This is a genomic window from Nodosilinea sp. FACHB-141 (assembly GCF_014696135.1).
GTDB lineage: Bacteria > Cyanobacteriota > Cyanobacteriia > Phormidesmidales > Phormidesmidaceae > Nodosilinea.
In genome coordinates this window covers 81,198-100,437 of the sequence record NZ_JACJPP010000003.1, presented here as the reverse complement: position 1 = coordinate 100,437, position 19,240 = coordinate 81,198, and the positions used below count along the sequence as shown (strand labels likewise).

General features: G+C 59.6%; 14 protein-coding genes. 7 read left to right on the top strand and 7 right to left on the bottom strand.

All coding sequences use genetic code 11. The features are described 5' to 3' along the window. Positions 1-79: 79 nt before the first annotated feature. Positions 80-3,811 carry an EAL domain-containing protein gene (locus tag H6F59_RS01160; RefSeq protein WP_190694470.1) on the top strand — a complete coding sequence of 1,244 codons (3,732 nt, stop codon included), beginning with the start codon at positions 80-82 and terminating at the stop codon, positions 3,809-3,811. Between the two features lie 104 nt (positions 3,812-3,915). Here the strand turns inward: H6F59_RS01160 and trpA are convergent, their stop codons facing one another. The 4 genes from trpA to H6F59_RS01140 form a co-directional block, all read right to left on the bottom strand. Further along, the gene (trpA, locus tag H6F59_RS01155; RefSeq protein WP_190694468.1) at positions 3,916-4,710 is read right to left on the bottom strand and encodes a tryptophan synthase subunit alpha; all 795 of its coding nucleotides are present in this window, start codon (positions 4,708-4,710) and stop codon (positions 3,916-3,918) included. A 167-nt stretch (positions 4,711-4,877) separates the two neighbouring features. Further along, positions 4,878-5,183: a DUF3007 family protein gene (locus H6F59_RS01150; protein WP_190524138.1), complete on the bottom strand. Its 306-nt coding sequence runs from the start codon at positions 5,181-5,183 to the stop codon at positions 4,878-4,880. Between the two features lie 6 nt (positions 5,184-5,189). Beyond that, positions 5,190-5,438 carry an NAD(P)H-quinone oxidoreductase subunit L gene (ndhL, locus tag H6F59_RS01145; RefSeq protein ID WP_190694466.1) on the bottom strand — a complete coding sequence of 83 codons (249 nt, stop codon included), beginning with the start codon at positions 5,436-5,438 and terminating at the stop codon, positions 5,190-5,192. Between the two features lie 123 nt (positions 5,439-5,561). After that, positions 5,562-6,041, bottom strand: coding sequence for an MOSC domain-containing protein (locus tag H6F59_RS01140; protein ID WP_313887076.1), 480 nt, complete (start codon positions 6,039-6,041; stop codon positions 5,562-5,564). Between the two features lie 448 nt (positions 6,042-6,489). On the opposite strand from H6F59_RS01140, the gene H6F59_RS01135 reads away from it, so the two are divergent. The 4 genes from H6F59_RS01135 to H6F59_RS01120 all read left to right on the top strand — a co-directional run bounded on the left by H6F59_RS01135 (position 6,490) and on the right by H6F59_RS01120 (position 14,795). Then, positions 6,490-7,449, top strand: coding sequence for a hypothetical protein (locus tag H6F59_RS01135; protein WP_313887075.1), 960 nt, complete (start codon positions 6,490-6,492; stop codon positions 7,447-7,449). Then, positions 7,449-11,033 carry a TonB-dependent receptor gene (locus H6F59_RS01130; RefSeq protein ID WP_190694511.1) on the top strand — a complete coding sequence of 1,195 codons (3,585 nt, stop codon included), beginning with the start codon at positions 7,449-7,451 and terminating at the stop codon, positions 11,031-11,033. The genes H6F59_RS01135 and H6F59_RS01130 overlap by 1 nt, the downstream gene beginning before the upstream one ends. Continuing rightward, a complete protein-coding gene (locus H6F59_RS01125; protein WP_190694464.1) occupies positions 11,030-13,108 on the top strand; it encodes an OmpA family protein in 2,079 nt (692 codons plus the stop codon). The genes H6F59_RS01130 and H6F59_RS01125 overlap by 4 nt, the downstream gene beginning before the upstream one ends. A gap of 97 nt (positions 13,109-13,205) precedes the next feature. Next, positions 13,206-14,795 carry a DUF11 domain-containing protein gene (locus H6F59_RS01120; RefSeq protein WP_190694462.1) on the top strand — a complete coding sequence of 530 codons (1,590 nt, stop codon included), beginning with the start codon at positions 13,206-13,208 and terminating at the stop codon, positions 14,793-14,795. A gap of 14 nt (positions 14,796-14,809) precedes the next feature. Here H6F59_RS01120 and H6F59_RS01115 read toward each other — a convergent pair whose 3' ends face one another. Beyond that, positions 14,810-15,325, bottom strand: coding sequence for a peptidase C15 (locus tag H6F59_RS01115; RefSeq protein ID WP_190694460.1), 516 nt, complete (start codon positions 15,323-15,325; stop codon positions 14,810-14,812). Between the two features lie 221 nt (positions 15,326-15,546). Here H6F59_RS01115 and hisH point away from each other — a divergent pair, with 221 nt between their 5' ends. Further along, complete coding sequence (hisH, locus tag H6F59_RS01110) at positions 15,547-16,191, top strand: imidazole glycerol phosphate synthase subunit HisH (protein ID WP_190694458.1); 645 nt, start codon at positions 15,547-15,549, stop codon at positions 16,189-16,191. Between the two features lie 3 nt (positions 16,192-16,194). Continuing rightward, a complete protein-coding gene (gene rsmD, locus H6F59_RS01105; RefSeq protein ID WP_190694456.1) occupies positions 16,195-16,746 on the top strand; it encodes a 16S rRNA (guanine(966)-N(2))-methyltransferase RsmD in 552 nt (183 codons plus the stop codon). A 280-nt stretch (positions 16,747-17,026) separates the two neighbouring features. Here rsmD and H6F59_RS01100 read toward each other — a convergent pair whose 3' ends face one another. Together H6F59_RS01100 and miaB are read right to left on the bottom strand one after the other, a co-directional pair. Continuing rightward, complete coding sequence (locus tag H6F59_RS01100) at positions 17,027-17,557, bottom strand: HPP family protein (RefSeq protein WP_190524165.1); 531 nt, start codon at positions 17,555-17,557, stop codon at positions 17,027-17,029. Positions 17,558-17,851: 294 nt separating this feature from the next. Beyond that, the gene (gene miaB / locus H6F59_RS01095) at positions 17,852-19,213 is read right to left on the bottom strand and encodes a tRNA (N6-isopentenyl adenosine(37)-C2)-methylthiotransferase MiaB (RefSeq protein ID WP_190694454.1); all 1,362 of its coding nucleotides are present in this window, start codon (positions 19,211-19,213) and stop codon (positions 17,852-17,854) included. Positions 19,214-19,240 lie beyond the last annotated feature (27 nt).

Genomic DNA, 19,240 nt, shown 5'->3' with positions numbered 1-19,240 from the left:
CAGCATTCTTAAGCGCGACTTTGGGCATATTGAGACCACTGCCACGGGCACTAAAACCGCCAAGCCAAGCCAATGACCTATGCACGACCCCGAGATCCATCGCGTTAACTCCGTAGTTTCTCTTCCATCGGTCGGCTTTTCCGCCTCCAACCCTGCTCTCTACTGGCTTACCCTGGCACTGCTGAATTACTCTCATAAGGATGGTCAGACCGCTTTTCTGGCGCTGCCTTCAGGCACAGCGGCTCCCCAGCAGCTGATTGATGTGATGCCAGGCATTGTGTTTCAGGCCGATGGCGATGCTGGCTGGTCAATGCGCTACCTCAGTGCTGGCTGTTATGCTTTGACCGGATACCAGCCCGAAGAACTGCTCAACCCAGACTACCCAACGTCGTACAACACCATTACCCACGCCGCCGATCTTCCCCGAGTGTTGACGAAAATTCAGCAGGCGGTCGATTTAGACCAGGCCTATGAAGTGGAGTACCGCATCCATACCCGCAGCGGCGAGGAGAAGTGGGTTTGGGAGAAAGGATCGCCCATTGTCGATGGCCAGGGTCAGGTCAACGGCATTGAAGGGTTTATTACTGACATCACTCCGCTGAAACAGTCGGAGGCGGCCCTGCGCCAGGCGGAGCAGGCCCTAAAAGCGCGCGAGGACCTGCTGGAGCTGGTGCTAGACAGCATTCCCCAACCTTTGTTTTGGAAGGACAGCCAGGGACGCTATTTAGGCTGCAATCAGGCCTTTGCAACTGCCATGGGGCTGTCGTCGCCGGCCGAGATCGTGGGGAGCACCGACACCGCTCTGCCCTACCTAAATGTGGAGGAAGCTGCATACCGAACCGCCCGCGATCGCCTGGTGATGACCCAAGGCATTGCCGATCTCCAAGCCATTGAGCCCCAGACCTACCCCGATGGCCATCAGGGCTGGGTCGACTGTAGCCGCCTGCCTATGCGTGATGCCGACGGCACCGTGATCGGGGTGCTCTGCACCTTTGAGGATGTCACCGCTGAGGTTGCCTCCCAGCAGGCGCTGCAGCGCCGAGAACAGACCCTAGCCACCCTGGCCGAAATTCAGCGTCTGCTGCTGGCTTGGCAGTGGGATTGGCAAGAACCCTCGATTTTGTCAATTTTTGCGGCCTTAGGCGAACTAGCGGGCGCTAGCCGGGTCTATTACTACGAGCTACAGGGGAGCCAGGGTGCCCCCCTTTTCCTGCGCCAGCGGGTGGAGTGGTCAGCGCCGGGCATCGGGCCCACCGCTGGCGACCCCCTGTTTCAAACCCTGCCCTTAGACCCCATATTTACCGATTGGCACACCCAGCTGCGGCAGCAGCAGACCATCAACCAGCTAGAATCAGACTTTTCTGACCTCCAGCGCCAGCTGCTGAGCAGCCCACCGAGCAATGTGAAGTCGATTCTGCTGCTGCCCCTGATCCTACAAAACCGGCTGCAAGGAGTGATGGGGTTTAGCAACTGCGTTGCCCCACGCCCCTGGGCCGAGGCCGACATTGACCTCCTCCAGGTGGTGACCGCTGACCTGGCCCTAGCCCTAGAGCGTCGTCAAACCGAGCTGTCGCTGAAGCAGGCAGAGCTGAAATATCGCAGCATGTTTGAAAATGCTGTTGAGGGCATGTTTCAAAGCACGCCCGAGGGACAGTATCTGACCGTAAACCCTATGCTGGCTAGGCTTTACGGTTACGAGTCGCCCCAGGATTTGATGCATACCCTAGTGGACATCAATCAGCAGCTCTACGTGCAGCCTGGTCGCCGCCAGGAATTTACCGAGCTGATTCAGGCCGGGGGGGCAGTGCTGGGATTTGAGTCTGAAGTCTACCGCAAAGACGGGGCTGTTGTCTGGATTGCGGAGTCGGCGCGGGCGATCTATGACGATCGCAACCAGCTAATCGGCTACGAGGGCACCGTCGAAGATATTACCGATCGCAAGCGGGGAGAGGCGGCTATTTTGCGCCGCGATCGCCTGCTGCAAGGGGTAGCTGAGGCCAGCCAGTGCCTGCTCACCACCACCGACATGCACCAGGCCATTCCTCAGGTGCTGGCCCGCCTGGGGGATGCGGCCACCGCCGATCGCGCCTACGTCTATACCCACCATCCCCATTCGCTCACTGGGGAACCGGCCATGACCCTGCGCTACGAATGGACCACCCCCACCACGACCCCGGGCATTGATCAGCCCCACTGGCAAGACCAAAGTTACCGCGCCCTGGGCCTAGAACGCTGGCTCACCCTTTTGCAGCAGGGCCAATCGATCTGCGCCCTGACCCGCCACATGCCCTCTGCCGAGCAGGAGGTGTTGCTCAGGGACAACATCCTATCGATTTTGATGGTGCCTATTTTCATCGATGGCCACCTGTGGGGCTACATCGGCTTCGATGCCTGTCAGCAGGAGTGGGAGTGGAGCGCCAGCGACGAGTCAATTTTGGTGGCGGTGGCGGCGAGCTTGGGGGCTGCCCTAAAGCGTCAGCAGACCGAAGCTCAGATGTGCTATCAGGTCTACCACGACGCCCTCACCGGGCTGCCCAACCGAACCTTTTTTGATCAGCACTTGCCCCAGGCGATCGCTCGTACTAGCCAGAACGAGCAGATGCTAGCCGTTATCTTTCTCGATCTCGACCACTTCAAAACCATCAACGATACCCTTAGCCACGCCGTTGGCGATTTGCTGCTGCAGCAGGTCACCCAGCGGATCAGCGCCGCCCTGCGAGTAGAAGACATTGTGGCCCGCTGGGGAGGCGACGAGTTTACGCTGATTTTGCCCAACCTGGCTACCGCCAGCGACGCCGCCAAAGTGGCCCGGCGTATTGCCGACCAGCTGACTCCACCCTTTTTGCTGCAAAACCACGAGCTACATGTCACCGCCAGCCTTGGCATTGCCCTATTTCCCCAAGACGGCCAGGACATGACCACCCTGCTGCAAAACGCTGATGCCGCTATGTATCGGGCCAAGCAGCAAGGTCGCAACAACTACCAGTTCTACACCCAGAGCCTCAGCACCGAGGCAGCCCAGCGCCTAAAACTAGAGACCTACCTGCACCACGCCCTGGGCCGCGACGAATTTGTGCTCTACTACCAACCCCAAGTGAATGTTGTCAGCGGGGTCGTGGTGCAGATGGAGGCCCTGCTGCGGTGGCAGCACCCTACCCTGGGGCTGGTGGCTCCCAACCAATTTATCCCCCTAGCAGAGGAAAATGGGCTGATTGTGCCCATTGGCGAGTGGGTGATGCGAACAGCTTGTACCCAGGTGATGGCCTGGCACCGGACGGGGCTACCCTTGGTCAACTTGGCGGTCAACCTATCGGCTCGGCAGCTTCAGCACCCCAATCTGGTCAACGTGGTCACCGCTGTGCTCAACGAAACCGGCCTGCCCCCTACTTATCTAGAGCTAGAAATTACTGAAACGGCGGCCATGGCCGATATGGCAGCCTCCATTGAGCGGCTGCGCGACCTGCGTCAGCTTGGCGTCAAAATCTCGATGGATGACTTTGGCACCGGCTACTCCTGTCTCAGCCACCTAAAGCAGTTTCCCCTCGATGGCATCAAGATCGATCGCGCCTTTGTCAAAGACCTCACCCACAGTTCGGTTGACCAGGCTATGGTTAATGCGATTATTGCCATGGCCAAGGGGCTTTCCCTCAACCTGGTGGCCGAGGGGGTTGAGACCGCCGATCAAACCCTGTGTCTCTACGAACTGGGTTGTACCGAAATGCAGGGTTACCTGTTTGGCTACCCCCAGCCAGCCGCAAAGGCTGTGCCCTACCTACAGGCCAGCCATGGCCAAAGGTGGCGGTTGGAATAGATATGGGAAAGGGTATGGGGTGAAAGGTTTAAGGTCTAAGGCCAACTTCGAAACCTTGCACCCTGCACCCCAGTGCCCTGGCCCAGCTATCGTCGCCTAGGTGCCTAGGCCAGGGCAGCCTTGAGACTTTGGCAAAAGTCGGCAATGGTTTGCAGGGCAACTTCAGGGGTGTCAGCGGCCAATCGTTTGACAAAGGCGCTACCCACAATCACGCCATCGGCTCCCCAAGCCTTGAGCTGCTGGGCCTGATCGGGGTCAGAGACGCCAAAACCCACGCCCACGGGCTTGTCGGTGGATTGTTTGAGGCTATCGATCAGGTCTTTGACGCGGCTTTGCAGCTCGCTGCGGATGCCGGTGACCCCGGTGACGCTGACCAGATAGACAAAGCCTTGGGCCTGAGCGGCGATCGCCTGAATGCGATCGGGCGGAGAGGTTGGGGCCACCAGCAGCGTGACATCAATGTTGGCGGCAGCGGCCCCAGCCAGCAGCGCATCGACCTCTTCGAGGGGTAGGTCAGGTACCACTAGGCCAGCAACCCCGGCCGCGGCCAAATCGGCCATAAACTGGTCAATGCCTCGGTTGAGGATGGGGTTGTAGTAGGTAAACAAAATTAGCGGTGCCTGCAACGGTGGCTGCAGCGCTTTCACCATGCCAAGAACGGCATCGAGGGTTACGCCATGGCCTAGGGCGCGAGTGGCCGCCGCCTGAATCACTGGCCCGTCAGCTAAGGGGTCGGAGTAGGGTACCCCCAACTCGATGAAGTCAGCTCCATTTTGGTCGAGCACCCGCAGGGCCGCAGCGGTGGTGCCGAGGTCAGGATCGCCAGCGGTAATAAAGGGAATCAGGGCGCATTCGCCCCGCGCTCGCAGGTCACGGAAGCGATCGGAAACAAGAGCCATGGCAGGGTACCGAAGACTTAATGCAAAGAAGCTGGGCCAAAGAGGTTGAGCAAATCGCCCAATAGAGCACTCTAGGGCAAGAGGGGCACTACGTCTATGGTTAGGGATTTAAGGTTCAGGGTTTGAGGCTTCCACAGGTCTACCCCTTGAGAAATATGGATGACGTCCTACTCCTTGTCGCTCTCACCGAGCTTGTCTTGTAAAGCGGCTAGCTGTTCGGGGCTGAGTTCGTCAAGGCGTTGCTGCAACACTGCCGACTCGTAGTCTTCCATCTGCTGGTTGAGGGTCATGTTGTGGGTAACCACCCGCAGCAGGTAGCTGGCCAGCCAGGCCACTAGGCCGCCCACCATCACGACCTGGCTCCAAATGCCGGCGTTGATGCCGTCTAGGCCAAACAGCCGAAAGCCCAGAAACAGCCCGCCTCCGGCCAGGAATATGCCAATGCCAATGGCGATTACGTCAATTCGTCGCATAACCCCCTAAGCCTTGAGGTTGCGGGGCTGAGCACGAAAATTTAGGAAGGGGCTAAACAGCAGCATGCCTGGGAAAAAGACAAATACCAGCCCGTATAGCAGCGTGCGTTCGATCGACCCGGCGATATACCAGCGCTGCCGCGCGTAGAAAATCAGCGCTAGGGGAATCACCACCAGGTAGACCCCAGCAATGCCGGCGTACGCTCCCGCCGCCAGTAAAAAATCGTTTGATAGCGCTGGCATTGTTATGGCCATTGTCCACTCACCTAACTGTAAAGCTGAAGGGCTTGGGCGCAGAGCTTCTTTAGCACCCCGCTTACCCCAAATCATAGTGCTTCTTCGACGATTGTAAAGGGAAAGCTGGTTTGCGGTTTTAGGTCACGCGCCCGCTGCCGGCACAAAGGCGCGATCGCCCGTTCTCACCCATCCTTCCTGAAGCACTCGTGCATACAGTCGGCTGCTGCCAGGGTGGTGCTTGTGGCTGATGCGGCTAAAGCGACGATCGCTAAACCACTTCATGATGGTGCGGCAAGGAGTGGCATAGTCGGTAATTTCAAGCCGCACCTGGTCGCCCAGACAGAGCTGACTGCCGGGAGCTAGGCTGGCCCAGTCTAAGCCAGACAGGGTGAGGTTTTCGCCGACGCTGCCGGGAGCGATGGGATGCCCCTCCTGCCGAAGTTGTTCAATGACTTCTAAGGACCAGAGGCAAAGGGCGCGATCGGGGCCGCCGTGAAATTTGAGATTGCGCTGGCGATCGCCAGCTAGACCAGCCATAGTCACTTCACCAGCGGGCACCGGCAGTTTGGGCACCCCGCCGGACGAAGCGTTGATCTGGGCAATGTGACCAATGGAGTTCACAGGGTTAGGGCTAGAGGGCTGAGGCGGCGATCGCAGCTGACTAAATCTCTAGAACGCGTGGGGTTTCAAAGCTTCTAGGTTACGGCCCTAAAAGCCGCTGGCTCACCCTACCGGCAGACCTTAAGGGAGTGTGCCTTACAAATTTCATATAACCTCTGTGCTACGTTCTAGCTCAAATTTACGGCGGAGCATTTTTGATGTCTGCCTGAATTTTTGGCATCAGGGGTTGAGCATCGAGCCAAGGCAAATCCGGACCCATTTAAAAATCTTTACAGAACGTTTGTGGAATTCACGGATGCCCTTGGTATGATTTGTCGAGTTTGGCGGCGGAAGTAAGTCTTTCGACTGATGACAGGGGCCGCTTGACCATCCAGGGGTGATAAAAGGCTTTTCTCTGGGCGACCTAGAGGAATGCCAGTGGTGTGACGAGTAGTCTCAGAGGGGTGGTGTGAGACGTAATCAGCGACGACTGTACCGGGGGCTGCTGTTCTGGCTAGCCCTGGTTTTAAGCTATTTCTTAAGCCATGCGGTGCCACCCTCGACGGTGGCGCAGGCTCAGAGTCAAATTTTTGTCAACCAAGCTTCAGCTCAGTTTGTGGGTCCCAACGGGCCGGCTACTACCGTCTCTAACCAGACAGAGGTCAGCACCCTGACGCCGCCAGGCCCGCCACCAGGCCCGGAGCTACCGCTGCTGCAAATTACTAAAACCGCTGACCGTGCCGCTGCTGAGCCCGGCGACGTGGCGATCTATCGACTGCTGGTTACCAACCTCTCGACGAGCCAGCCGGCCACGCCCCTCACCATTACTGACCAGTTGCCCCTAGGCCTGCTCTACGTGCCCAACTCAGTGCAGGCGACCCCGCAGCAGCCAACCCAGGTAGTAGCCACCGACAGCAGTTTAACCTTGACCTTTGACTCCCTAGGCCCTGGGGAATCGGTGTCTGTTGCCTATGGAGTCTTGCTGACCCCTGACGCCGTGCGCGGCAACGGGCGCAACATCGCCCAGGCCTCTGCCCCTGGCTTTACGCCGGTAACTGCCGCCTACCAAATGACCATCCGTCCCGGCATTCTGGCGGACTGTGGCACCATTCTGGGCCGAGTGTTTGTCGACAAGAACTTCGACGGTCAGCAGCAGCCCGGTGAGGCTGGGGTGCCCAACGCCGTCATCTTTATGGACGATGGCAACCGCATTTTGACCGACCCTGACGGGTTGTTCTCACTGGCCAACGTGCTGCCGGGCTACCGGGTTGGCACGCTGGACCTCTATAGCCTGCCGGGCTACACCTTAGCTCCCAATCTATACCGCATTGAAGAAAACAGCGCCTCCCGCTTTGTGCGGTTGTCGCCCGGTGGGTTGGGCCGAATGAACTTTGCTGTTACACCAACCTTTGGGGAGGAGCAGTCATGATGCCTCTGTCTTCTCGTTCGCTGGGGTTGGGCCTGTTGACAACTCTGGCTGGCTCATTCGGAATGTTGCTGCCCGGCCATGCCGCTCCTGAAGATCTGGGTACAGCAGCGGATCTGGAGATCTCTGGTGGCTCGGGTGCAGCAGTGCAATCTGTCGTTGAATCTACGGCAGTCGAACCTAACGCCATTGAAACGCTAGAGCTACCCCTGCCAGAGTCGCCATTAACGAACTCTGAGGCTGTTGTTGCGACTACAGCTGCACAGCCTTGGGCAGATTCAACGGCGGCGATCGCCGCCGCCACCGTCCTCCCCTCAGGCGATTTTCCTACGCCTGAAACCAATGCTCTGCCTGGGGAGGGTGGGGTGCCCCTGGCTAATCGCAGCGAAAACTCTGAGCTGTTTGAGTTTCAGTTTGGCGGTGACCAGCTGCCGCTCAACCCGCCTCCCACTCAGCCGCTGCGGCCTGTTGTGCCCCAGCCCGAGGTGGCGGCTTATAGCATTACCCTTCAGCCCGAGCGCGACATTCAGATACCCGCCAACGGGCGATCGGCGCTGACTCTAGTAGGCGCTGTCACCGCTGCTGAGGGCGAGCCCCTCGACGACAATTTGGTGGTGACTCTGACCAGCAGCGCTGGCGAGTTTATTGGGGCTGACTACGACAGCGATCGCAGCGGGTTTCAGGTTCTGGCTCGACAGGGTCTGTTTGAGGCGCGGCTGCGATCGACCCTCGATGCCCAGTCCGTTACCGTGCAGGCCATGGTCGATTCTCGCACCCTACGCGAGCTTGACCCCACGCTGCGCCAGGACTACCCTGCCCTAGAGGCCACCACGCAGGTCAGCTTCGTCACCGACCTACGTCCCACCATCATTTCTGGGGTCGTCGACTTCCGCATCGGCCGGGGTGGCACCAATCTGCTGGGTAGCTTCAGAGACTTTCTCAGCACCGACTCCCTTAACCAAGACGTCGAGGTGAGCTTTACCACCGGGCTGTTTGCTACGGGTGCTCTGGGCGATTGGTCGTTTACCGGGGCCTACAACAACACCCGCGGCCTCAACGATCGCTGCGATGGCAACAGCCTCTACCGCGATGTGCAGGCCTGCGACCAGACCTACCCCGTCTACGGCGACAGCTCCACCACCGACTTTCTCACCGAGTCAATCGACAGCCTGTACCTGCGCTTTCAGCGTGACTCGCTGGCCCCCGACGCTGACCCTGACTACTTCATGTGGGGCGACTACGGCACCCAGGAGTTTGCTGGAGAGTCGCAGCAGTTCACTGCTACCGTGCGCGAGCTGCACGGCTTTAAGGGCAACTACACCTTTGGCAACGGCCTCCAGCTGACCGCCATGTATGGCGACAACGTGCGGCCCTTCCAACGCGACACCATTGCCCCCGATGGCACCAGCGGCTACTACTTCCTGTCGCGGCGGCTGGTGCTGCGGGGCAGTGAGAACGTGTTCATCGAGGCCGAGGAATTTAACCGCCCCGGCACGGTGCTGGAGCGTACGCCGCTCTATCGCGGCGTCGATTACGACATCGACTACGATCGCGGCACCCTGCTCTTTCGCCAGCCGGTGCGGGCCGTCGACCTCAACCCCCTGGGCACTACCCTAGTGCGCCGCATTGTCGTCACCTACCAGGTCGACGATGCCTCGGTGCGGGGCAGTCTTTATGCGGGGCGCTTGCAGTACCGCCCCCAGGGCGACAGCGGCGGCGTAGTCGGGGCCACACTGCTGACCGAAAACCAGGGAGCCCAAGACTTTACCCTTTACGGCTTTGACTTCCAGTGGCCCCTGGGCGATCTGGGCCAGGTGACAGGCGAATATGCCCGCTCCTCCTTTAATACCGGGGCGACCAACAACCAAGGCAATGCCTATCGCGTTGAGCTGAGCGCCACCCCTTTTGAGGGCATCACCGGCCAAGCCTACTACCGCTCTACCGACAGCGGGTTTAACAACACCGCTACTAGCAGCTTTAGCCCCGGCCAGACCCGCTGGGGTGCTCAGGTACGGGCCCAGGTAGGGGCGCAAACTCAGCTGCGGGCCCTGGTCGATCAAGAACGCAACGTGGGCAACGCCGTAGCCGTGCAAACCACTGCGATCGGGTTGTTCCAGCCCGGCTTCAACCCGGTGCGAGGCGGGGTCGTCGACAACACCCTCACCGAAATTCGCGCCGGTGTTGTGCAGCAGATCGGCAGCGCCACTCTGGGAGTAGACTTCGTCAATCGCTCCCGTGAAGACCGCCTGACCAACTTCTCCACCGACGCCAACCAGCTGGTGTCGCGGCTCAACCTGCCGCTGACCGCTACTTTGAGCGCTTTGGCCCAGAGTGAGATTAACTTGAGCGCCGGTGACCCCCTCTACCCGACCCGCAATACCGTTGGTCTAGAGTGGGCCGTGCAGCCCGGCGTCAGCCTGCGGTTGGCTCAGCAGTTTTTGTCGGGGGTGCAGGGGCCGAGTTCGATCACCAGCCTCGACACCATTGTTGACTACCAGCTCGACGACAACACCACCCTGACCAACCGCTACTCGCTGTTGGGGGGCTACAACGGCATTACTGGCCAGGGGGCGGTTGGCTTGAACCACCGGCTGACACTGGCCCCTGGACTGCGGGCCACCTTTGGTTTTGAGCGTATCTTTGGAGATGCCTTCAACCTCACTGGATTGGGCCAGCAGTTTGCCCAACCCTTTGCCGTGGGCCAAGGGGCTTCGGGTCTCGGGCTCCAGGCCTCCACCGTGTACTCAGTCGGGCTGGAGTACACCGACAACCCTGACTGGCAGGCCAGCGGACGCATTGAGTATCGCGATTCGCCGGGTTCGAGCAATCTGGTGCTGGGGGCCGCCGCCGCCGGGCGCATTACCGATGCGCTCACGGGCTTGGCCCGCTTTGAAATGGGCAATTTTGCCAACCAGACGATCACCGATCAGCTGGGGGATTCGAGCACCCTGCGGCTGGGGCTGGCCTACCGCAACCCAGTGAGCGACCAGTTCAACGGCCTGCTGAGCTACGAGTTTCGCAACAACCCCAGCAGCACCCCCAACAGCATCTTGCAGGGCGTCAGCTCAGAGGCCCAAGACCACACCCTATCGCTGGAGGGCATCTACGCCCCCAACTACCGATGGGAGTTTTACGGCAAGTACGGCCTGCGCTACAGCACCGCCAACCTCGCCCAGGACATTGGCTTCTCGAACAGCATTCACCTAGCTCAGGCGCGGGCCACCTATCGCTTTGCCTACCGCTGGGATGTGGGAGCCGAGGTGCGCTGGCTAGGACAGCCGGTGGTCGGCTACAACGAAACCGGCTTTGCCCTGGAGGCGGGCTATTACCTGACTCCAGATGTGCGGCTGGGTCTGGGCTACAGCTTTGGCGGGGCTAGCGACGGCTCCTTTGTGGGCGGCGGTGGCTATCGGTCGGCCAGCGGCCCCTACTTTGGCATTACCGCCAAGGTGAATCAGCTGTTTAACCGCTTTGGGGTGCAGCCGGTGTCGCCCCCTCAGCAGCAAGAGTCTTACGTGGATGAGGCGGCCCTGATCGACAGGCCCGAGGCCGATGCAACGGGCACTGCCCCAGGAGGTGAGGAATGAATCAACGGTGGTGGATCGGATATGGTGCGATCGCTCTGGGCCTGCCAGCTGTGGGCTTGGCGATCGCCCCGGCCTTAGGACAGTCAGCCTTGGCAACCTACAGCATGCGGGTAACCAGCGCTGAGGATGGACCGGTGCAGCCCGACCAAGGGCTGACGCTGCGGGAGGCGATTGAGCTGGCCAATGGCAGCCTTATCCCTGAGCAACTGAGTGAGGCAGAGCAAGCCTTAGTGCAGCCTTTACCGGCGGGCCAAGGATCGCGGATTGGTTTTGACCTGTCGGCGGGGCAAACCACCATCGCCCTAGTCGATCTACTGCCTGAGATTGTGGCTCCAGAGCTGGTGATCGACGGCACCACTCAGGCAGGCTATGACGCCGAAGTCACCTACGACCCTAAGTTTCCGGCTGCGCCAGTGGTGAGCCTAACGGTGGCAGAGGGCAGCGAGGTGGCTCGCGGCCTCACGATCGCCGCCGATGGGGTGACAGTGCGGGGGCTGAGTTTGTATGGATTTCGCACCAGCGAGCGTGCTACCCAGACCACGCCGCCTTCCGATATTTTCATCAGCGCCCTGGCGCCCCCGGTGGACGCTAGCCCCCTCAGCCCGGCTTTGGAGCTGTTTCGTCTCGATCAGCCTGACCTGGCTCCGCGCGGGGTAGTGATTGAGCAAAACTGGCTGGGGTTGCCCCCCGATGGCGAGTTTCCCACGGTGCCCTCGGCCTTTGGGGTGACGGTGTTTAACGCCGTGGAGACCACGGTTCGCAACAACCGCATTCAAAACCACGACGGCAGCGCCATCATTACGGGCTTTCGGGCCGATGGCTTGCAGGTGAGCGAGAACGCTATCATCGGCAACGGTCTGGCCGGTATGCCCGATGCTATTCGCTTAGAGGGCACCATCGCTGCCAGCGCCATCACCGACAACCTGATCTGCGCCAACGACGGCAGTGGCATCTATTTGTTTAAGTCGGAGGGGGCCACCCAAATCTCAGGCAACGCTATTCAGTACAACGGGCGGCGGTTTGAGCGGGCGGCGGTGTACCTGATGGGTAATGACCACCAGCTCAGCGACAACTTTATTGGCTACCAGCCAGGGCCAGGGGTGGCGGTGACGGCCTACCCCCTCAGCCACCGCAATCAAATTCGCGGCAACCGCTACGCCGAGCTAGACGGTCTGGCCATCGACCTCAACACCCAGGGCAACACAGAGGTTCAAGACTTTCAAAAGGGGGATGGGCCGAACCCGCCGCGCAACTCGCACCACCGCCGCCGCGAGACCGGCAACGCCGCCATCAACGCCCCTCAGTTTGACGCCTATAGCTTTGCCAGCGGCGCAGCGGAGGTCACTCTCACGGGAACTGCCGACCCCGGCAGCGAGGTTGACCTATACCGCGTGACGGAAGATGACTTTCCCTACAGTCCGCTGACTGAGCCGTTGGGAACGGTGAGCGCCAGCCCTGAGGGCACCTTCAGCGCCAGTCTGGCACTGCCGCCCGGTACTCGGGTGAGCGCGATCGCCACTGACCCCGAGTGGGGCACCTCTGAACCCGCCGCCGTGGCGGCCGTGCTCGCTGCTGATGGCACCCAGCCTGACCTGCCTGCCACCCCGGTGGAACCCCCTAGCTGTGATCCACCCACGCCGCCACCTGCGCCCGTGGAGCCGCCGCCGCCGCTGGAGCCCTTGCGCCTAGAAATTCCGCGCAATGTGCACTTTGCCCTCGATCGCTCCAACATTAGCGCCGAGAGCGCTGGGGTGCTCGACCAGATTGCCGCCGCCCTGCTGGAATATCCCTTTCTCACGGTGGAACTACACGGCCACACCGACCCCCGTGCCAGCAATGCCTACAACCTGGCCCTCAGCGAACGCCGCTCCTTGGCCGCCCGCGAGTACCTCATTCGCAAGGGGGTACCCCTAGAGCGCATGCGAATTGTGCCCTTTGGTGAGACTCAGCGCCGCAGCCAGGGCAGCGGCCGCGTAGACTATGCCCGCGATCGCCGAGTGGAGTTTATCTTCACCGACGTGCGCGGCCTCGATATTATCTTCGTGAATCAAGAGGCCGACCTCCAGCTTGAGTAGAACCCGAGCCATGGATGACCCGCAATTGCCGTATTCGTCTTTAACCATGTTTGTCATGCCACAGTTTGCTAAACCCCAGATGCAACCAAGGATCCCTGTGACGCTTCTGCCTTGGGTTGTGCGCTCGGCTGGCTTGATGGCCGGGGTTGCGCTGGCCCTAGCGACTGTGCTTGGAGGGGCCGCCCCGGCCTTTGCTCAGCTTGCTCCTCCAGTTGGGGTTGATCAGTTGATCTTTACTGAGCAACTTGCTACTCCCAGTCCTTTCCCCGATACGCCCTACACCACACCGTGTGATCCCAACTCCTTTAACGGTTGCGACGACCCGCAGGCTGTTACCGACCTCACCTTTGGGGCTGAGAACAATGTTGTGCTCAACGCTGTGATTGCTGCCGGTACTCGGTTTGAGCCTGCCACAGATCTACTGCCGCCAGTAGGGTTAGCCCAGCAGATCGTGTTTCGTCGCAATGTCGATGCCGATCTGCCCAACCGTCAGCTGCTCTTCTTTGAGCAAACGACCGTCACCCCCGACGCGCTCACCCTGGCCCCTGGTCAGGTCGCAGGCATTGAAGAGGCCATGCTGAGCAATATCATCAACCGGGGTATTGACAACGTTTTCAACAATGTACCGGAGGTGGCTCCTGAGCAAAATGGCCAGGAGACCGCCAACAACATTGAGAGAATCGACTACATCATCACGGCTCCCGGCATCTTGGTTCCCGTTGCCGACCAAGGGAATGTAGGGTTTTTGATTTTGGAGCGGGGCGGTAATGACGCCTTTAAAATTGCAGCGATCACGGCTCTAGACGGGAATGGGGCTCCAGCGGCCTATGGCCCTCTAATTAATATTTCTACCGCGAACTGGGGGGCCAGCAACGACGTCCAGGTAGCATCGGCCGTGATGCGGTGGGACGATCTAAACGATTCTACGCCACCGTTGTTTAGGCCGTCTCACGTGGTAGGGGCTCAGCCGGTGCGGGGTATCTTTTTCCCCATCAATTCTTTAGTGACGGCCCCTGACAACGCAAATCCTATTTTTGGGTATTCGTTGTTTGCCGTTGACGTGAATGGGTCAGGTGCACAGCTGGTCAATTTCTTCGACACGACTGTTTTTCCTACTAACACTACGGGAGCTAATGCAGTCGGCGGTCTTGACCTAATTGCCGGGGGGTTTGGTCTGATTCGACGAACCGGGGGTTTCTCGCTAGTGAAGCGGGTTACCGACCTGCTGGGGCCGGCGACTCTGCCCGACTTTAGCCAAGTTTTGGGCGCCGGCCGCGATATTGATCTACTCCGCAACAACAACCTGGGCCAGGGGCAAATTACCATTGCCGACCCGCCTGTGCAGACCGGTAATGGTATTGAGTACACCATTTATTTGACCAATACCGACACCATTGGCGTCACCGGCGTAGTGGTGTGCGACCAAATTCCAGCGGGGACGACCTTTAACCCCGACGGCTACGGGCCGGGGTTGGGCATTGAGGCGATCGCATCCTCTAGTCCGCCGGGGCCAGCAGTCACCTACACCAGCGCCGACGACGGCGACCCTGGCACCTTCTTCCCGCCAGGAGCGGCCCTGCCCGCAGTCTGTGGTGCCAACCAAAATAACGGCGCCGTGGTGGTAACGGTAGGGCCGGTAAACGCCAACCAGGTGGGGCTAATCCGCTTTCAAACTACCGTGAACTAATTGCTCACCTCATCCTACGCAGAACGGCTGGCCAATACGGCCAGCCGTTTTAGTATGAGAGCCAGGTCGTGGGCAAATATAGGGCGCGTTGCCGGGCTCAGGGGTGGAATGTGGACAAAGAGGGCTTGGACGGGCCAGCGATGCTGGGCGATCGCCTCCAGTAGCCGGTAATACAGGTGGTTGCAGACGTAGGTACCCGCGTCGTCGCTAATGCCGCTGAGGTGGGTGTTGACTAGCAGCTCCGCCAACGGCAGAGAGCTTTCTAGCGCTATATCCTTGCCTTTACCGTAGCGCTCCAAGTGCAGGTGGCTACGACCCTCGGCCATGCCGCAGCACACCACCATCGGCGATCGCAGTTCGACCAGCTTAGCCATCACTCGAATGGGGGCCAGCTCAAAACTGACCGGGATGTGGCGCAGCACAGTGGTGCCGGGAGGAATCTGCTGCTGCTGTTGCAGATAAGCAACCAGATCATCGGCGGCGTTGGAAGGCTGGTGGGCCCGCCAGGGAGCGAAGGTGGTGAGGAGCATGGGAGGGGTGAGGGAGGTGGGGAAGATAAGGGAGTGGCAGAGTAATAAGCTAGTTTTGAATCTTAAGGGTTGAGTTTTGCATGTACAGAAAGCATTCAAACTCAACCCTTAAAACTTTCCCCCCACCCCCTACCCATCCACCCTCTACTCATCCACCCCTTACCCATCCCCAGGTAGGATAGAGTCTGTAGAAACCCCGACGCCAGAGCGCAGGAGCATGTATGGCTAATATTGCCGTGATTGATTACGACATGGGCAACCTGCACTCGGCCTGCAAAGGTTTGGCACTGGCGGGGGCGACACCGCAGATCACTGACGTGGTGGCCGATCTAGAGGCGGCCGATGCTCTAGTACTGCCCGGTGATGGGGCCTTTGACCCAGCGATGCGGCACCTGCGAGAGAAGGGGCTGGTGGAGCCGATCAAAGCGGCGATCGCATCGGGCAAACCTTTCCTTGGCATCTGTCTGGGCCTACAGCTGCTGTTCGACGGCAGCGACGAAGGGGTAGAGCCAGGGCTGGGCATCATTCCCGGACGCATTAAGAAATTTCAGAAAGAGCCAGACATTGCTATCCCCCACATGGGCTGGAATCAGCTGACGCTGACACAGCCCCAGTGCCCCCTGTGGCAGGGGGTAAGCGATGGCGACTGGGTGTACTTTGTGCACTCCTACTATGCTGAACCGAGCGACCCGGCGGTGAATGCGGCGACGACAACCCACGGCAGTCAAACCGTGACGGCGGCGATCGCCCAAGACAACATCCTCGCTATGCAGTATCACCCCGAAAAGTCTGCCCCCGCTGGCCTGGTTATGCTGGCTAACTTCGTTGCCCTGGTCAAAGCCCAAACCCCTATGGCTGTGGCCTAGCCCATGCTGCGCATCTACGGCAATCGCGCCCTTAAAACCCTTCCCGGTCTAGACACCCGCCCCACTTCGGCGCGGGTGCGCGAGGCACTGTTCAACATCTGGCAGGGGCGCATTACCGACTGCCGCTGGCTCGATCTGTGCACGGGCAGCGGTGCGATGGGGGCCGAGGCACTGTGTCGCGGTGCGGCAGAAGTGGTAGGGATTGAGAAGTCGCCCGAGGCCTACACCATTACCCGCGAAAACTGGCAAAAAGTGGCTCAGCCCGACCAAACTTTCAGCCTGTTTCGCGGCGATGTGGTGAAGCAGCTATCACGGCTGCACGGGCAACCCTTCGACTGCATTTACTTCGACCCGCCCTACGACAGCGAGCTGTACCTGCCTGTTCTGGAACGGGTAGCGAGCCTAAATCTGCTTCAGCCTACGGGGGAAATTGCTGTGGAGCATCGACCCGATGCCTGGGTTCCGATCGCTGTTCCTGGGTTGGAGTTGGTGCGTCAAAAGCACTACGGCACAACCTACCTGGCGTTTTATGCCCCTGAGGCACCCACTGCTTAAATTCAGTAGACTACAAACACGCTTTCTTGCCGTAATCTAGCCCTCTCCCTAAATTCCTCTCCCAAGCTGGGAGAAGGACTTTGAAGTTTGGTTGCGGCTCCCCTCTCCCAAAGAGGAGAGAGGCTGGGGGTGGAGCTTGCTTCCCATAGGGTAGGTGCGGGGACTTTTGAACTATTGAAACTACCTCTAATAACATTCAAACGTTTGAATGTTTCCAAGAGAAATGTCTCAACCAAATAACTTACAGTGAGCTTTGTTTAGAGCATGATAGATAAGTGCTTTACAGCCAATGTTTTGGGTAAGGGCGGCCGGGAATCCAGCGGCTAAAGGCTACCGTGCAGAGCACTAGCAAAACCGCCCCAGTCAACACGGGGGTAAAGACAAAATCCCAAGAGGCATTGCTCATGACGCCCACCAGGGCAACAGCGCCTCCGGGGGGATGCAGGGTGTGGGTGAGCTGCATCAGCTGAATGGCGGTGGCCACCGCTAGGGCCATCACCCAGGGCGCAGTGCCAAAGAGACTGACGCAGGCAACGCAGACTACTCCCCCGACCACGCATCCGCCAATCACGTTGCGAGGCTGGGCTAGGGGGCTTTCGGGCACGGCAAACACCAGCACCGCCGTAGCCCCAAAGGGAGCGGCGATTAAAGGATAGCCGGTGTAGACCGTGAGGTAGGCCAAAACGGCAATACCCACAAAGCTGCACAGGTAGGAAGTCAAAATTTGCCCGTGGGTGAACCGGGGCTGATGGGATGAGGGGCGCAACAGCCTCAGGGTTCGAGGTGCAGGTCGATAGTTAAGCTGTCTCATAGTGGTGCCGCTGTTAGCCCTTAACCGCCTAAATGCTCAACGCAGTCGATAAGCAAAAATACTCTGGAAGTATTTTGTCATATTTTGCTGACATGGTCACAGAAATGTAGCTAAAGGCACAGAAATTAGAGACTCTTGGGCGAGCCGCATTGGGCGATCGCGTCCTCTATGCCTGAAATCCCAATAATTGGGCTAAAACAGCGATCGCACGAGAACGCAGCGCAGCAGCACTAGCCCCTGCGCTTAGCAAATTATGGTGTCCTCGATTGCTCTTAGACAAACCCTCGAAAGTGATTAGCCTGCGATCGCAGCCACCCGTAGGGGTTCTCCCGTCAGGCTAAAGGGGCGCACTTCGGTGATCTTGACTGGCACGAGTTCGCCCTTCAGCAGTGCAATATCGCCGGGGAAGAAGGCGAGGCGGTTGCCGCGAGTGCGACCCATCACCTGGGTGGGGTTTTTAGGGTTGGCGGCTTCGACTAGCACTTCTTCGGTGCGGCCTGCGTAGCGCTGCGATCGCTCCGCCGCCTTCGTATTCACCAAATGATTGAGCCGCTGGAGGCGATCGGCCTTCACCTCTTCAGAGAGCTGGTTTTCCCATAGGGCGGCGGGGGTGCCGGGGCGGGGCGAATAGGCCGCCGTATTGAGCTGGTCAAAGGCGATGTCGTTGACCAAATCCATGGTGCGCTGAAACTGTTCTTCGGTTTCGCCGGGGAAGCCGACGATCGCATCGGCACTGAGGGCAGCGTCGGGCAGATAGCGGCGCACGGTGTCGATAATGCGGCGATATTTTTCGTGGGTGTAGCCTCGCGCCATCGCCTTCAGCACGTCGTTGTCGCCCGACTGAAAGGGAATGTGGAAGTGTTCGCACACCTTGGGCAGCTCAGCGCAGGCGCGAATTAGTCGCTCGGTAAAGTAGCGGGGGTGGCTGGTGGCAAAGCGAATGCGCTCAATGCCGGGCACATCGTGGACGAAATACAGCAGGTCGGTGAAGGTGTGCTGGTGCCGCCCGTCGGCGGTAGAGCCGGGCAGGTCGCGGCCGTAGGCGTCGATGTTTTGCCCTAGCAGAGTCACTTCTTTAAAGCCCTGGCGGCCTAGTTCCTCCATCTCGGCGCGGATGGCCTCTGGCGTGCGCGACTGCTCGATGCCGCGTACCCCCGGCACAACGCAGTAGGTGCAGCGCTCGTTGCAGCCGTAGATTACATTCACCCAAGCAGTGATGGTGCTGTCGCGCCGGGGCTTGGTAATGTCTTCCATGATGTCCACCTCTTCGGTGGCGACGACTTGGTTGCCGTCGAACACCTGCTCGAGCAGGTCTTGCAGGCGGTTGGCGTGCTGTGGCCCCATCACCAGGTCGAGTTCGGGCACCCGGCGCAGCAGAGCTTCGCCTTCTTGCTGGGCGACGCACCCAGCCACAATTAGCGTCAGGTCGGGGTTTTCGTGCTTGCGTCTGGCCTGACGACCCAGGTAGGAGTAGACTTTTTGCTCGGCGTTGTCGCGAATGGTGCAGGTGTTGTAGAGCACCACGTCAGCATCGTAGGGGTCGTCGGTCCAGGTGAGGCCCATGGTGTCGAGAATGCCGGCCATGCGCTCGGAGTCGGCCTTGTTCATCTGGCAGCCGAAGGTGGTGATGTGATATTGACGAGCAGAACCGGCCATAGGTTTGGGCTTTGGGAGTAGCAACAA

Bases quoted from the DNA above. Each gene is read 5' to 3' on its own strand.
- rsmD (WP_190694456.1), top strand. From the start codon at position 16,195: ATGCTGCGCATCTACGGCAATCGCGCCCTTAAAACCCTTCCCGGTCTA.
- H6F59_RS01115 (WP_190694460.1), bottom strand. From the start codon at position 15,325: ATGCTCCTCACCACCTTCGCTCCCTGGCGGGCCCACCAGCCTTCCAAC.
- ndhL (WP_190694466.1), bottom strand. From the start codon at position 5,438: ATGGCCATAACAATGCCAGCGCTATCAAACGATTTTTTACTGGCGGCG.
- H6F59_RS01160 (WP_190694470.1), top strand. From the start codon at position 80: ATGCACGACCCCGAGATCCATCGCGTTAACTCCGTAGTTTCTCTTCCA.
- H6F59_RS01130 (WP_190694511.1), top strand. From the start codon at position 7,449: ATGCCTCTGTCTTCTCGTTCGCTGGGGTTGGGCCTGTTGACAACTCTG.
- miaB (WP_190694454.1), bottom strand. From the start codon at position 19,213: ATGGCCGGTTCTGCTCGTCAATATCACATCACCACCTTCGGCTGCCAG.
- trpA (WP_190694468.1), bottom strand. From the start codon at position 4,710: ATGGCTCTTGTTTCCGATCGCTTCCGTGACCTGCGAGCGCGGGGCGAA.
- H6F59_RS01150 (WP_190524138.1), bottom strand. From the start codon at position 5,183: ATGCGACGAATTGACGTAATCGCCATTGGCATTGGCATATTCCTGGCC.
- hisH (WP_190694458.1), top strand. From the start codon at position 15,547: ATGGCTAATATTGCCGTGATTGATTACGACATGGGCAACCTGCACTCG.
- H6F59_RS01125 (WP_190694464.1), top strand. From the start codon at position 11,030: ATGAATCAACGGTGGTGGATCGGATATGGTGCGATCGCTCTGGGCCTG.
- H6F59_RS01100 (WP_190524165.1), bottom strand. From the start codon at position 17,557: ATGAGACAGCTTAACTATCGACCTGCACCTCGAACCCTGAGGCTGTTG.